Origin of the sequence: Kribbella soli (assembly GCF_004331345.1) — a bacterium.
Taxonomy (GTDB): Bacteria; Actinomycetota; Actinomycetes; order Propionibacteriales; family Kribbellaceae; genus Kribbella; species Kribbella soli.
Window position 1 is genome coordinate 1,768,114 of sequence record NZ_SJJZ01000001.1, and the last position, 13,703, is coordinate 1,781,816.

At 68.0% G+C, this 13,703-nt stretch carries 13 protein-coding genes; 4 read left to right on the forward strand and 9 right to left on the reverse strand.

The window, feature by feature from the left end; translation table 11 throughout:
- Window positions 1-6: 6 nt before the first annotated feature.
- The 3 genes from E0H45_RS08840 to E0H45_RS08850 form a co-directional block, all read right to left on the reverse strand.
- A complete protein-coding gene (locus E0H45_RS08840) occupies window positions 7-900 on the reverse strand; it encodes an ABC transporter ATP-binding protein (protein ID WP_131335947.1) in 894 nt (297 codons plus the stop codon).
- A gap of 3 nt (window positions 901-903) precedes the next feature.
- Complete coding sequence (locus E0H45_RS08845) at window positions 904-1,941, reverse strand: FecCD family ABC transporter permease (protein ID WP_131335949.1); 1,038 nt, start codon at window positions 1,939-1,941, stop codon at window positions 904-906.
- 115 nt (window positions 1,942-2,056) lie between these two features.
- Window positions 2,057-3,124: a FecCD family ABC transporter permease gene (locus E0H45_RS08850; protein WP_131335951.1), complete on the reverse strand. Its 1,068-nt coding sequence runs from the start codon at window positions 3,122-3,124 to the stop codon at window positions 2,057-2,059.
- 115 nt (window positions 3,125-3,239) lie between these two features.
- On the opposite strand from E0H45_RS08850, the gene E0H45_RS08855 reads away from it, so the two are divergent.
- Window positions 3,240-4,046 (forward strand): siderophore-interacting protein, encoded by an 807-nt coding sequence (locus tag E0H45_RS08855; protein ID WP_131335953.1) that lies wholly within the window; start codon window positions 3,240-3,242, stop codon window positions 4,044-4,046.
- Between the two features lie 46 nt (window positions 4,047-4,092).
- Here the strand turns inward: E0H45_RS08855 and E0H45_RS08860 are convergent, their stop codons facing one another.
- The 3 genes from E0H45_RS08860 to E0H45_RS08870 form a co-directional block, all read right to left on the reverse strand.
- Window positions 4,093-5,280, reverse strand: coding sequence for an alginate lyase family protein (locus E0H45_RS08860; RefSeq protein WP_131335955.1), 1,188 nt, complete (start codon window positions 5,278-5,280; stop codon window positions 4,093-4,095).
- A 159-nt stretch (window positions 5,281-5,439) separates the two neighbouring features.
- The gene (locus tag E0H45_RS08865) at window positions 5,440-5,835 is read right to left on the reverse strand and encodes a PPOX class F420-dependent oxidoreductase (protein WP_165546389.1); all 396 of its coding nucleotides are present in this window, start codon (window positions 5,833-5,835) and stop codon (window positions 5,440-5,442) included.
- Window positions 5,836-5,851: 16 nt separating this feature from the next.
- Window positions 5,852-6,436: a TetR/AcrR family transcriptional regulator gene (locus E0H45_RS08870; RefSeq protein WP_131335959.1), complete on the reverse strand. Its 585-nt coding sequence runs from the start codon at window positions 6,434-6,436 to the stop codon at window positions 5,852-5,854.
- Between the two features lie 88 nt (window positions 6,437-6,524).
- Between E0H45_RS08870 and E0H45_RS08875 the strand changes: the two genes are divergently transcribed.
- Window positions 6,525-7,226: an SDR family oxidoreductase gene (locus E0H45_RS08875; RefSeq protein WP_131335961.1), complete on the forward strand. Its 702-nt coding sequence runs from the start codon at window positions 6,525-6,527 to the stop codon at window positions 7,224-7,226.
- Here E0H45_RS08875 and E0H45_RS08880 read toward each other — a convergent pair.
- The gene (locus E0H45_RS08880) at window positions 7,215-7,811 is read right to left on the reverse strand and encodes a DJ-1/PfpI family protein (protein ID WP_131335963.1); all 597 of its coding nucleotides are present in this window, start codon (window positions 7,809-7,811) and stop codon (window positions 7,215-7,217) included. The genes E0H45_RS08875 and E0H45_RS08880 overlap by 12 nt on opposite strands.
- 174 nt (window positions 7,812-7,985) lie before the next feature.
- Here E0H45_RS08880 and E0H45_RS08885 point away from each other — a divergent pair, with 174 nt between their 5' ends.
- Together E0H45_RS08885 and E0H45_RS08890 are read left to right on the forward strand one after the other, a co-directional pair.
- The gene (locus E0H45_RS08885) at window positions 7,986-9,995 is read left to right on the forward strand and encodes a sialate O-acetylesterase (RefSeq protein ID WP_131335965.1); all 2,010 of its coding nucleotides are present in this window, start codon (window positions 7,986-7,988) and stop codon (window positions 9,993-9,995) included.
- A 66-nt stretch (window positions 9,996-10,061) separates the two neighbouring features.
- Window positions 10,062-11,918: a serine/threonine-protein kinase gene (locus tag E0H45_RS08890; protein ID WP_131335967.1), complete on the forward strand. Its 1,857-nt coding sequence runs from the start codon at window positions 10,062-10,064 to the stop codon at window positions 11,916-11,918.
- 24 nt (window positions 11,919-11,942) lie between these two features.
- On the opposite strand, the gene E0H45_RS08895 is transcribed toward E0H45_RS08890, so the two are convergent.
- Entirely contained in the window at window positions 11,943-13,223 is a 1,281-nt protein-coding gene (locus E0H45_RS08895; RefSeq protein ID WP_131335969.1) for an adenylosuccinate synthase, read from the reverse strand.
- 208 nt (window positions 13,224-13,431) lie between these two features.
- Window positions 13,432-13,620 carry a hypothetical protein gene (locus tag E0H45_RS08900; RefSeq protein ID WP_131335971.1) on the reverse strand — a complete coding sequence of 63 codons (189 nt, stop codon included), beginning with the start codon at window positions 13,618-13,620 and terminating at the stop codon, window positions 13,432-13,434.
- Window positions 13,621-13,703: the final 83 nt, after the last annotated feature.

The window sequence follows — 13,703 nt, forward strand, 5'->3', positions numbered from 1 at the left end:
TCGGCCCTAGCGATCTGTAGGACGGCAGACCCCGTTGGCGGCTGCGCTGGCGGCCAGAGCTGCGGCCGCGGGGCTGTTCGTGGTCGGCGTGTCCTGCACCGACGTGTGCCGGCCGATCGGGACGACCATCGGCGTGCCGGCGACAGGATCCGGGACAACCTTGACCGCCAGCCCGAACACGTCCTGGACCACGTCCTCGGTGATCACTTGCGACGGGTTGCCCTCGGCAACGATCGCGCCGTCCTTCATCGCGATCAGGTGGTCACCGAACCGGCAGGCCTGGTTCAGGTCGTGCAGCACCAGCACGATCGTCCGGTCCTCCGACTTGTTCAGGTCGACCAGCAGATCGAGCACCTCGAACTGGTGCGTCAGGTCGAGGAACGTCGTCGGCTCGTCCAGCAGCAGGATGTCGGTCTCCTGCGCCAGCGCCATCGCGATCCACACCCGCTGCCGCTGACCGCCGGACAGCTCGTCGATCGGCCGGTCCGCGATCGACAGGACGTCGGTCGACGTCATCGCTTCTGCCACCGCTTCGTCATCGGAACGCGACCACTGCCGGATCCACCGCGTCCGCGGGTAGCGTCCGCGCCCGACCAGGTCCGCGACCGTGATCCCTTCCGGCGCCGTCGGGGACTGCGGCAACAGGCCGAGCTTGGTCGCCACCTCGCGCGTCGGGATCTGCTGGATGCTCTTCCCGTCCAGCAACACCGAGCCACGCGACGGCTTCAGCAACCGCGCCAGCGTCTTCAGCAGCGTCGACTTGCCGCAGGCGTTGGCGCCGACGATGACCGTGATCTTCCCGGTCGGGATCCGCACCGACAGGTCGTGGATGATCTCCCGCTGGTCGTAGCCGACCGCGAGACCGTCGGCTGCCAAGCTGTGTTCCACAGGGTTCTCCATCTTTCAGCCACCACTCCCGACACGGTTGGCCCGCGCCAGCAGGAACATCAGGTACGGCGCTCCGACCACGCCGGTCACCACTCCGACCGGCAATTGCGTCTCTCCGAACGCGTGCTGCGCGACCAGATCGGACAGCCCGACCACGAGCGCCCCGAGCAGGCCGGACGTGATCATCGCCGGCCCCGGCGACCGGGTCAGCCGGCGCGCGATCGGCGGCGCGACGAACGCCACGAACCCGATCGGCCCGGCCGCCGCCGTCGCCACCGCCGCCAGCAGTACGGCGACCACGATCAGTCCGAGCCGCGACACCTCGACCCGCAGCCCCAGCCCGTACGCCGTCTCGTCGCCGAGCTGCAGGATCCGCAGCTGCCGTACCAGGAACGCCATCACCGGCAGCAGGACGACGAACGTGACCGCCAGCGACCGTACGTTCGACCAGTCCCGCCCGTTCAGGCTCCCGGTCAGCCAGATCAGCGCCTGCTGCGCGATCTCCACCCGGGCCTTGGTCAGCAGGTACGACGTGATGCTGGTGGCGATCGCGCCGATGCCGATCCCGATCAGGATCAGCCGGTAACTCGACACCCCGTGCCGCCACGCCAGCACGTACATGATGAAGGCGGTCAGCACCGCGCCGACGATCGCGAACGCCGACACCGCGACCCCGGTGAGCCCGAGGGTGATGATCGCGAACACGGCGAACGCGCTGGCGCCGTACGTCACGCCGATGATGTCCGGGCTCGCCAGCGGGTTGCGGGCGATGCTCTGGAAGATCGCACCCGATAGACCCAGCGCCGTACCGACCAGCAGGCCGGTCAGCGCCCTGGGCAACCGCAGCCGGTTGACGATGAACTCGGTTGCCCGGTCGCCGCCGCCGAACAGGGTCTTCACCACGTCGATCACCGGGATCTTGAAGTCACCCAGCGACAGCGAGACACAGAAGGTCGCGAACACGGCAACAGCGAGGACGGCGATGACGACCAGTGAACGGGTCTTCCGGACCGCGCGCGCCCGGGCGATGACATGGACCGCTTCAGCGGTCATGGGGCCTCCCGTCCTGGACTGAGGAGCGGAGGGAGCGAAGCGACTGGAGCGACGAGGGAAGGACGGGAGTTACAGCCCCATGACCCGCCGCGACGGAGTCGCGGCATCAGAAGAGTCACAGGTCGGCCAGCTTTCGGCGGCGTACCAGGATGATGAAGAACGGGGCGCCCAGGACCGCGGTCACGATGCCGACCTGCAGTTCACCGGGCTGCGCGACAACGCGTCCGATCACGTCGGACCCGAGCAGCAGGATCGGCGCGAGCAACATCGAGTACGGCAGGATCCACCGGTAGTCCGGCCCTGTCACGAGCCGCGCCACGTGCGGAATGGTCAACCCGATGAACCCGATCGGACCCGCCGCCGCGGTCGCCGCACCACAGAGCAGCACGACGACCACAGCGACGAAGGCGCGGGCGAGTCCCACCCGCTGACCGAGTGACTTGGCCACGTCATCCCCCAGCGACAACGCGTTCAGCACTCGCCCGGAGAACAAGGCCAGCACGATCCCGATCAGGATGAACGGCGCCACCTGTTTCGCGATATCGGGGCCGCGGCCGGCGAACGATCCCACCGACCAGAACCGGAACTGGTCGAAGGTGTCGACGTCACCGATCAGCAACGCGGTCGTCAGCGACCCGAGCATCGCGGTCAGTGCCGCTCCGGCGAGCGCCAGCTTCACCGGCGTCGCACCCTCGCGCCCCATCGAACCGAGCAGGTAGACGGCGACCGACGCCGCGGCCGCGCCGAGAAAGGCCAGCCAGACGTACGCCGTCAACGACGACAACCCGAACCAGTAGATGCCCCCGACAACGAACAACGCGGCGCCGCCGTTCACACCGAGGATGCCCGGATCGGCCAGCGGGTTCCGGGTCACACCCTGCATCAGGGCCCCGGACAGACCGAGCGCGGCGCCGACCATCAGACCGATCAGCGTCCGCGGCACCCGCAGTGACCGGACGATCACGTGATCGGTGTCGGCCTCGTTGTAGTGCCGCAGGGCATCGATCACCGTGGACAACGGGATCTGCTTGGACCCGATCGCGATGCTGAGCAGCGACACGAGGACCAGCAGGACGACGCAACCGACCAGCCCGAGGACGAGGGTGGTCCGCCGGGTTCGGCGCGGGCGCGACGGGACAGCGGTCTCCGGGCCGGCTTCGACCATGGCAGTGGGCGGGGGCATTGGACTTTCGGGATCCTCTTAGGTAAGGCTAACCTCTAGATGCCTCAGAATAACCCGGGCGCCCTCGGGACCGCATCTGAGCCTCCCCTGCCAGAGTTTACGGAGAACCCACAGCATGACGACTGTGCTCGAGCGACCGATCGTTTTCGACTCGCTCCTGGCCACCGTGGCGGCCGTTGAGGACCTGAGCCCGCACCTGCGCCGCGTGACGTTCGTCGCACCGCGGATCGCGGAGGCGGTCACCGCCGGACCGGACCAGCGCATCAAGATCCTGCTCACTCCGCCCAACGGCAGTGCGATCAGACTGCCCTCCGGACCCGAGTGGTACGCCGACTGGTGCGCCCAGCCGGTCGACGAGCGCTTCATCATGCGGACCTACACCGTGCGGGCGCTCCGGCCGGAGGTGGCCGAGCTGGACGTCGAGTTCGTCCTGCACGGGGCCAACGGACCTGCGTCGGCCTGGGTCAGTGAAGCGGAGCTCGGCGACCAGGTGGGTCTCCTGCTGCCGTTCGCGGTCGACACGACCAGCACGAAGGGCCTGCTGCATTCCGGCGTCGACTACGTCCCGCCGGCGACCAGCGTGCGCCGGATCCTCGTAGCGGACGAGACGGCGTTGCCGGCACTGGCCGGGATCCTGGAGGAGCTGCCGGCCGCAGTACAGGCCACGGTGTTCGTCGCCGTACCGGATGCTGCTGACGTGCGGCCGCTGGCCGGCTCGGCCGAGGTCACGTGGGTGACTGAGGGCTCGTTGGTGGACGCGGTGAAGTCAGGAGCGCTGCCGTTCGACCCTGACTACGCGTGGGTCGCGGGCGAGTCGTCGATGATCAAAGAGGTACGCCGCCACCTCGTGAACGCTGTCGGGATGCCGAAGTCCGCGATCTCGTTCCAGGGCTACTGGAAGCGCGGCGAGGCGCACTGCTGATCCGGGAGAGCCGGAGGGCAGAGTTCCGGCCCTCCCGGAAGTTCCACTAGGACGGGTTCTCCGCGTGGGTCAGCGTCTCCCACGCGACGAACAGGTTGTTGGAGCCCGCCGGCCGGCGGGATTCGGTCAGCGCCTGGGTGTTCGCCATCGCGATCCCGAGGCGGGTGTGCAGCGCGTTGAAACCGACCTCGGTGATCGGTCCGAGCCCGCGGTTGAGCGTGCCCTTACAGAGCCACGACGGCACCGGCTCCAGGTTGCGTTCCCACTTCGACTGGAAGCCCAGCGCCTGCCGGAGCCGCTCACCGAACTCGGGGTACATGTCGATTCCCTGGATCCGCGCCGTCTCCAGCACGTGTGAGATCGACGAGATGCCGTAGCCGGTGTGGGTGAAGTCGCGGCAGGTCTCCTGAGTCAAGCCTGTCACGAACGTCCCCTGGCCCTGCCAGTAGCTGACGATCTTGTCGCGGGTGTTGAGGTTCTGGCTCGGCACCGTCTTCGGCAACGCGCCGTCGGACTCCAGATACACGTACGCCGGTACGCGCAGCCGGTAGAGCGCGATCGCCTTGTCGTAGATCGCCTTGTCCTCGAGGAACACCCCGATGCCCTGCAGTGCCTCGATCATGCTCAACTCCCAGTTCCCGTTGGAGTTCGAGCCGTTGATGATCTCGGGGACGTAGACGTTGCGGAGCATGGTGGCGAAGCGGCCGGAGTTCGGCCAGTTGCCGTACACGTGCTTGATGATCTCCGCGGCCTTCGGCCACGAGGACGCGGACCAGGCGGTCTGCAGGGGTGCGTTGCTGTTGGTGTGGTCCTGGATGGTCGCCGACCACGCATCCATCAACTGGATGGACTTCTGCGCGTAGCGGTCGTCGCGGGTGAGATACCAGAGCAGTGCGTCGGTGTACGCCGCGATGGCGTCCTCACGTTCGTCGGTGCAGCCGTAGTTCGGGTTCGAGTACGGGCCACACTCCACGACCGCGCGTGGTTTCGGCGTACGGGACAAGGAGGCGTATGCGCTGTTCTTCGCCTGGTTGAAGGCATTGGTCCACGGCTGCGCGCCGGCCTGCACCTTGGCGCGGACGAAGTCGAGCTGGGCCTGACTCGATCCGACACCGGGATGGATGAACGTCGCAGGTGCGTCGACTGATTGCGACGAGGCGGCTGCCGGACTGCTGAGGGTCCCGGCGACCAGCGCGGCACAGGCGGCGGCCAGGACGAAGGGCGTCTTTCGCATGGGCGGTGTCCTGTCTTCGGGGGCGGTAGGACAGCGGTTTCCACCGCAGTTTCACGACGCCCGACGACCGCGGTCAAGACCTCGCCGGTACCGGAACTTCCCTGGAACACAGCGCCCTTCTGTCCCATTTCCCATGGAACAAAAGGCGTTCCTGTCCCACTAGTGACCGAGCTGGCTGGTGATGCGTTCGACGACGATGCTCGTCGCGTAGCGCGTCGTACCCGGCGGCTCGACGTCGGTCCAGCCGCCGGTGTACTTCCGCGCAACCGCCTGCTCCAGCGCGAGCTCCGGATCCGGAACCAGGTCGTCGACCCGGCCCCGCAGCTCGACGTAGTACGTCGGCCGGGCCGGGTCGACGATCACCAGCGAGATCAACGGATTCCGCTGCAGGTTGCGCAGCTTCTGCCGCCCGTCCACCAGGCTGATGCGCACCCGCTCGCCGTCCCACAGGAACCACAGCGGCGTCACCTGCGGTTCGCCGCGTTTGCCGATCGTCCCCACCAGCGCAATCGCCGTCGAAGACAGCAGGTCATGAAACTCACCAGGAATCTCCACGGTGGCGAGAATAGGCTCAGTTGAGGGCGAGCTCACCGGCCTGGATGCCGGCCGCGTCCAGAAGGGCGGCGGCGGTGGTCGCTCCGATGCCGCCGAGCGGCTGGGCGCGGACCACCGCACGGGCGGCCGCACCGTCGAAGATCATCGTGAGCTGGACGGCCAGCGTGGACGGATCCTCCGCGCCGGCCTTCACCAGCTCGCGGTGGAAGAAGTCGGTGAGCTGCTGTTTGAAGTGCCGCGCCACCACCGACCCCGGGTGCTCGGGGTTCTTCAGCTCCACCGCCGTACTGACATAGGGGCAGCCGAGGTAGTTGCCCGCCGCAACGATGTCGTCCTGCCGCTCGAACACGGTGAGGATCCGCTCCCGCGGCGCACGGTCGTCCTCGGCCCCCGGATGCAGCAACGTCTGGTACGCCGGACCGCGGCTGGCCAGGCTCTCCGCGATCAGCTCGTCCTTCGACCGGAACAGCTGGTACATGGACTTCTTCGACACCCCCGCCGCCTTGCAGAGCGCGTCCACGCCGATGTTGACGCCGTCGCGGTAGAAGAGTTCGCCCGCGGCGTCCAGAAGCCGCTCACGGGGAGTTGCGGAAGTGCTCATGTCATCGAGGGTACCGGCTGGATTTGAAATCAGAAACCGATCGGTTTACGGTGATGGAAACAGATCGGTTTCCATCAAGGAGTTCCAGATGACCACACTCGAAGGCGCCGTTGTCCTGGTCACCGGCGGGCAGCGCGGGATCGGCAAGGCGATCGTCGACGACCTGCTCACCCGCGGCGCGGCCAAGGTCTACGCGACCGCCCGCAACCCCAGCCCGAGCACCGACCCGCGCGTCGTACCGCTGCCGCTCGAGATCACCGACCAGGCCTCGATCGACGCACTGGCCGCGGCCGCGCCGGACGTCACGGTGCTGATCAACAACGCCGGCGCGGGCTCGCCGGACAACTACCTCGACGCCCCGATCGAGGACGTCCGCGCGGTCTTCGAGGCGAACTTCTTCGGCCCGCTGCAGCTCACCCGGGCGTTCGTCCCGATCATCGAGCGCAACGGCGGCGGCCACATCCTGAACGCCCACTCGGCCCTGTCCTGGGTCGCCCGGCACGGCGCGTACTCCGCGACGAAGGCCGCGTTCTGGCTGCAGACCAACGCGATCCGGCTCGAGCTGCTGAACCGCGGCATCGGCGTCACCGGCCTGCACATGGGGTACGTCGACACCGATATGACGACCGCCGTGACCGCGCCGAAGTCCCGCCCCGAGGACATCGCCAAGCAGGCCCTCGACGGCATCGAGTCGGGCGCGCACGAGGTGCTTGCCGATGACACCGCCCGTGGCGCGAAGGCCTCGACAGCGCTCGACCTGACTGCCGTTTATCCCGAGCTAGCCGGCTGACACGTAGACGTCGCGGTCGCGGGTGTACTCCATGGCACCCGCGATCCCGTCGGCCACGTCGGCGCCGAGTTCGCGCTCGACGACGTACAGCGCCAGATCGATCCCCGCGGTGATGCCGCCCGCGGTGACGAGCGTGCCGTCGTCGACGACGCGGTTGGTCTTCAGCTCGGCGCCGAACGTCTGCAGCTCGGCCCACGCGCCACGGTTCGTCGTTGCCGCGCGACCCTTCACCAGGCCGGCCTCGGCGAGCAGCATCGAGCCGGTGCAGACCGAACCGATCCACTGCAGCGACGGCGCCAGCTCGGCGATCCGCGCCGGCACTTCGCCCCGACGCGCCTCGGCCCAGGCGCCCTTCTCCGCGCGATTCATCCAGCCACCACCCGGAACGAACAGCGCATCCGGCTGCCCGAGCCCCTCAGGCGCCTTGAACTGCAGGCCATGCAGCCCGGTCACCTCAGTCGGCCCGTCCAGGCCCACCAGCGCCATCTCGAACCCGGGCCGCCGCGAGGCGTGACTCCACACCTCGAACGGCCCCATCACGTCCATCTCGTCCACACCGTCGAACACCAGAATCTCGATCCGCATGCCTCAACCCAACTGGGGCGCGGCGACGGGAGCCAGTGGCCACGAGGCCGTGGTTCGCAAGATTCTGGCCACCTCTCGGCGCACGGTTGGCACCGCTGAGCGCTTGCTGCTCGCACCAGGGTCACCAGACCGCTACATCTGGTGGGGACATCCCGCCGCCCCTGGAGGTCCACCGTGAGACGTCCTGCCGCAGTTGTCACGACCCTTCTCGCCCTGTCCGCCGGTCTCGTCGTGACCGTCGTACCGACTCAGGCCGGTGCAGCAACCGGCTGCGATGCAGCGTCCGCCGGCTTCACACCGGTGCTGCAGCTCGACCTGCCCGAACGAGCCAACTACCTGAACACCACCCCGCCCTACAGCCTCGACCGGACCGCCGAGATCGGCTCCAACTTCGACCGTGTCGGCTACTGCCTGGAACTCGACGGGCAGTGGGTGTGGACGGCGATGGAACCGTTCAGCACCGACGCCCGCCGGATCGGTCTGCCGACCGGGCCGGGAGAGATCGTGCGCCAACGCGTCGGCGATCTCGACGTGCGATCCAACGTGCCCGGCGTGACCGAGGGCACGGGTCAGTCCGGCTACCTGGAGATGTGGCCGAACCAGTACGCGAAGACAGCGAGCGCCCAAGTGGCGAACGCGTCGGCGACCACGTACGACGCCGACGACAGCCCGACGACAACCCTCGGCTACGGCTCGTTCCAGGTCTCGCAGGTCGGGCCGACGCGGCCGTCGACCGTGCCCGCGAAGCCGGTGTTCGCGATCAACACCTTCACCCAGTCGGACACCAGCCTGCTGTCGCTCGGCATCGGCGCGAGGCCCACTGCCGATCCGGACTGGACGTTCGCCGACAACGCAGCGCAGTACACCCAACGCCGGCTGACGGCGTACGTCCGCACCTCGCTCGTCACACTGACCGAGTCGCCTCAGGACCGGCAGTTGGTGCCGCGCGACAGCAAGGGTGGCGCGACGGTGCCCGTCGCCGGCCGCATGACGGATCCACGGGTCAAGAGCGTGCAGTTGGCGGTGACCAGCAACGGCAAGACGGATCTCTACACCTCGGCGTCGAGGCAGTTCCGGTTCACGCCGCGGATCCGTGCGGGGTTGCACGAGTACACGTTCGAGCTGCGGGCGCTCGGTCGGGTGGTGGCTCGCCGCGAAGGCATCGTGTCCGGTGACGTGTACGTCGTCCAAGGGCAGTCGAACGCCGAAGCGTCGATGTACAACGGTGCCGCGAGTGGCGAGGAATCGCCGTACCTGCGCAGTTTCGGCAGTCCGGTCTCCGATCCGTCGATCTCCGCCGCGGACCGGGTCTGGGGTTACGCGACCGGCGACGTGTCCCGGCAGTCAGGTTCGGTCGGGCAGTGGGCGATCCGGATGGGCCGGCAGCTCGTCGACAAGTACAAGGTCCCGATCGCACTCATCAACGGTGCGCACGGCGGTCAGCCGATCAGCTTCTTCCAGCGCAACGACGCGAACCCCGACGACATCGCCACCAACTACGGCCGACTCCGGCAGCGTCTGACGGCCGCAGGCGTCATCGGCCACCTCCGCGGCGTTCTCTGGTACCAGGGCGAGTCCGACAACGACAACGCGGCCGTGCACGTCAGCGGCTTCACGTCACTCCTCCAGGACTGGCGCTCCGACTTCGGTACGACGCCGAAGTACTACGTCTACCAAGTCCGTACATCGCCCTGCAGCAACTCGACCAGTACAAGTCTGCGCGAGGCACAGCGCGAGATGGGTGACACGCTCGGCGTCACCGTGCTGTCGACCACAGGGCTGTCCGGCCATGACGGCTGCCACTACGCGTACGCCGGTGGCTACCGCGACATGGGCGACCACACGTACGCCGTACTGGCCCGCGACCTGTACGGCGGTCCATCCGCCGGCGTGGCTCCGCCGAACCCGCGCAGTGTCACGGCCAGTGGCTCACAGCTCACGGTCCAGCTGCGATCGGCCGATCCGCTCACCGTGGAGGAAGGTGTGGCTGCTGACTTCCGAGTGGATGGCGCTGCAGTCACCGTGACGTCTGTCGCTTACCAACCGGGCAAGCTGGTGCTGCAGCTGTCCGGTCCGCCAACAGGAGCGACTGCCCTCACCTACCAGGCTCATCTGCGTGCGGGTCCGTGGATCACGAACGCCATCGGCACGGGTCTACTGACTTTCACGCTGCCGATCGGCTGACCTCGGCGAAAAGGGCGGCCGGCTCACCGGCCGCCCTTGGTCTGATGTCGACGTACCGTAGAAGGCATGTCAGTGACAGGGGGGCCGCCTTCCACCCGCGAAGAGGAGGTGGAAGAGCGGGTCGGGCCGTACCGACTGATCCGACGGCTCGGACAGGGCGGCATGGGTGTCGTCTATCTGGCCGAGGGGCCCGAACACCAAGAGGTCGCGCTGAAGGTGCTGCGGTCGCACGTGGCGCACGACCCGATCGCGCGGGCCCGGTTGCAGCGCGAAGCGACCACGCTGCAGAAGGTGAACCACCCCGGTGTGGCCGGCATCCTCGACCACGACCTGGAGAGCGAGCGGCCCTACCTGGTGACCCGCTTCGTTCCTGGCCGCCCGCTGGACGAGCAGGTGGACGAGCGCGGACCGCTGACCCCGCGCAAGTGGCTCCCGCTGGCCGGCTGCCTCGCAGAGTCGCTCCAGGCGATCCACGCTGCCGGAGTGATCCACCGCGACCTCAAGCCCGGCAACGTGATGATGTGCAACGGCAAGCCGGTGATGATCGACTTCGGCATCGCACAGGCCGCCGACGACCTGCGACTCACCCAGACCGGTCTGGTGATCGGTACGCCGGGCTATCTGGCACCTGAGCTCATCGAGGGCGAGATGGTGTCGCAGTCCGCGGACTGGTGGGGCTGGGCGGCCACTGCGGCGTTCGCCGCGACCGGACGGCGACCGTTCGGCAAGGGACCGTTCGAGGCGGTGCTGGCCCGGGTCCACTCGGGACAGGCCGACCTGGACGGGCTGGACCCGCGACTGAAGTCACTGCTCGCCGCAGCGCTCTCACCGAACAAGGCCGATCGGCCTACGCAGGAAGAGATCATGACCGGCCTCAGCCGGTACGCCGAGGGTCGCGACGCGCTCCCGCCACGTGAGAATCAGACCGTGGCCGCCGTACCGCCGACCAAGCTGGTGACGAAGCTCATGCCGACCGAGGAGCCCGCGGTCGAGGAGCCGACGGGACCGACGCCGACCCAGGTGGCTCAGCTGGTTCCGCCGGTGATTCCGCCGCTGTCTGCGTTCACTCCGATCCGGGACAAGCTCCGGGACGCTGCCGCGAAGAAGCCGGTGGCGGAGGCACCTCCTGTACAGCCCGCGGGCTACTACGGTCCGTATGCGCCTGCGCCGTACCAGAGTGCGCCGCCGTACCAGAGTGGTCCTCCGGCGCCTTACCAGCAGCCTGCGCAGCCGGTGCCTGTCCCAGCTCAACCAGCGCAGCCGGTCAAGTCTCCGCCGACTGGTCGGCGTACTGCGGTCATCGTCGGCTTCATGCTCGCGCTCACCGGACTGGTCGCGCTGACTCCGGGGCTCGGCGCAGTTGTGGCCATCCTGCTGCTGGTGCTCGCCCGAACGGTGGACCGCTCGAGTACGGCGCTGATGCGGCGCCGCCAGGTCCGCGGCCGGGCGGGGAAGTCGGACGGCGTCATCGCGGCGGCCGCCAGCCCGCTGCAACTCGCGACCGCGGCCCTGATCACGCTGCCGTGCCTGATCCTGCCGCTGCTCACAGCGGTTGTTGTCGGCGGCATCGTCACCGCCGTGGCGGCCTCGACGTACGACCTCGACTGGCCGCCGCTGTCTGCTGTCGGGTTCGGGAGCGCTGCCCTCACGGCACTGTTCTGCTGCTGGTGGGGGCCGGGCGGCAGCTCATTGCGTCGTGGCGCACACATCGCAGCACGCAACGTCTTCCGCCCGCACTGGTTGTCCGCACTCGTCGCCGTCGTCCTGCTGGCCCTCGGCGGCCTGATGTTCTACAAGGCGACCCAGGGCGCCGGCGCCGACTGGGCGCGGTCTCCGATCCAGACGCCGAACATCGAGCGCCCGACGCTCGGCGACCTGCGCAACGCCCCGTTCATCCGGGACCTCCCCATCATCGGCAACTGACGACGGGGAGGTCCTCGGCTCAGCTCAGAGCTGGACGATCTGGCTGCGCTCCGGACCTACGCCGATGGCGGAGATACGGGCGCCGCTGAGGGACTCGACCGCGCGGACGTAGCTCTGCGCTTCCTTCGGCAGGTCCTCGAACGAGCGGCAGCCGGAGATGTCGTCCGACCAGCCGTCAAACTCTTCGTAGACCGGGACCGCGTGGTGGAAGTCGGTCTGGGTCATCGGCATCTCGTCGTGCCGGACGCCGTTCACGTCGTACGCGACGCAGACCGGGATCTTGTCCCGGCCGGTCAACGTGTCCAGCTTGGTGAGGACGAAGTCGGAGACGCCGTTCACGCGGGCGGCGTACCGGGCGATGACCGAGTCGTACCAGCCACACCGACGTGGGCGGCCGGTCGTCGTACCGAACTCGAAGCCCTGCTGCCGCAGCCACTCGCCGTCCGCGTCCAGCAGCTCGGTCGGGAACGGACCCTCGCCGACACGAGTGGTGTACGCCTTCACGACGGCCATCACGCGGTCGATCCGGGTCGGCGGGATGCCGGTGCCGGTGCAGGCACCCGCGGAGATCGCGTTCGAGGAGGTGACGAACGGGTACGTGCCGTGGTCGACGTCGAGCAGCGTGGCCTGACCGGCCTCCATCAGCACGGTCTTGCCGTCGTCGAGCGCCTTGTTCAGCAGCAGGCTGGTGTCGGCGACCATCGGCTTCAGGCGGTCGGCGTACCCGAGGAGCTCGTCGAGGACCTCGCGGATCTCGACAGCGCGCCGGTTGTAGACCTTCACCAGCAGCTGGTTCTTCTGCTCCAGCGCACCGGTGACCTTCTGCTCGAGGATCTTCTCGTCGTACAGGTCCTGGACCCGGATGCCGATCCGGTTCATCTTGTCGGCGTACGTCGGACCGATGCCACGGCCCGTCGTGCCGATCCGGCGGCTGCCGAGGAACCGCTCGGTGACCTTGTCGAGGGTCCGGTTGTACGGCGGGATCAGATGCGCGCTCGCACTGACCACCAGCCGCGACGTGTCCACTCCGCGCGCCTGCAGCGCGTCGAGCTCCTCGAACAGCACGTTGAGGTCGACCACGACCCCGTTGCCGATCACCGGGGTGACACCCGGTGTGAGGATGCCGCTCGGGAGCAGGTGCAGCGCATACTTCTCGGACCCGATCACGACCGTGTGGCCGGCGTTGTTACCGCCGTTGAACTTCACCACGTAGTCGATGACCTCGCCCGTGTTGCCGAGCAGATCGGTCGCCTTGCCTTTGCCCTCATCGCCCCACTGGGCGCCGACGAGCACGATTGCGGGCATCTCAGCCCTCCTGTGCTTTGAAACGGTGAAGCCCGGAGACGTTCACCGGACATTCATCCGGCAACGCATCCAGGCTCTTGCGACCAAATCCTACCGGACCGGGGCTCACTCGTTTCGGGCTTGTCCACAACTGTCCAGCGATCGTTTCAAGTCCCTGTTTCATCAGGTGACAGGTTGCCATTTTCCGTGATCGCGTGCACACTCTTAGTCAGCGGCCCGCCGAAACTGCCGCAGGGGACGGTTCCGGCGGGCCGCTGTCTCGTTCTCCGACGAGAACAGTCTCAGGCGCTGTCTCGTCCGACGCGGTGGCCGCGTCCTGGAGAACCTCGCGCACCTCGGCGAGGTCGACCTTCGTCGGGTTGACGACGACGACGATCTCAGGACCCCTGGCGTTCACCTGCGTGCTGTTCTGCGTGCTGTTGCACGGCGCCTACGAGGCTTACCAGCGGCGGCGGCTGGGTACTCGCAGGCGAGGGGAGA

Bases quoted from the DNA above. Each gene is read 5' to 3' on its own strand.
- E0H45_RS08840 (WP_131335947.1), bottom strand. From the start codon at position 900: ATGGAGAACCCTGTGGAACACAGCTTGGCAGCCGACGGTCTCGCGGTC.
- E0H45_RS08845 (WP_131335949.1), bottom strand. From the start codon at position 1,941: ATGACCGCTGAAGCGGTCCATGTCATCGCCCGGGCGCGCGCGGTCCGG.
- E0H45_RS08850 (WP_131335951.1), bottom strand. From the start codon at position 3,124: ATGCCCCCGCCCACTGCCATGGTCGAAGCCGGCCCGGAGACCGCTGTC.
- E0H45_RS08855 (WP_131335953.1), top strand. From the start codon at position 3,240: ATGACGACTGTGCTCGAGCGACCGATCGTTTTCGACTCGCTCCTGGCC.
- E0H45_RS08860 (WP_131335955.1), bottom strand. From the start codon at position 5,280: ATGCGAAAGACGCCCTTCGTCCTGGCCGCCGCCTGTGCCGCGCTGGTC.
- E0H45_RS08870 (WP_131335959.1), bottom strand. From the start codon at position 6,436: ATGAGCACTTCCGCAACTCCCCGTGAGCGGCTTCTGGACGCCGCGGGC.
- E0H45_RS08875 (WP_131335961.1), top strand. From the start codon at position 6,525: ATGACCACACTCGAAGGCGCCGTTGTCCTGGTCACCGGCGGGCAGCGC.
- E0H45_RS08880 (WP_131335963.1), bottom strand. From the start codon at position 7,811: ATGCGGATCGAGATTCTGGTGTTCGACGGTGTGGACGAGATGGACGTG.
- E0H45_RS08890 (WP_131335967.1), top strand. From the start codon at position 10,062: ATGTCAGTGACAGGGGGGCCGCCTTCCACCCGCGAAGAGGAGGTGGAA.
- E0H45_RS08895 (WP_131335969.1), bottom strand. From the start codon at position 13,223: ATGCCCGCAATCGTGCTCGTCGGCGCCCAGTGGGGCGATGAGGGCAAA.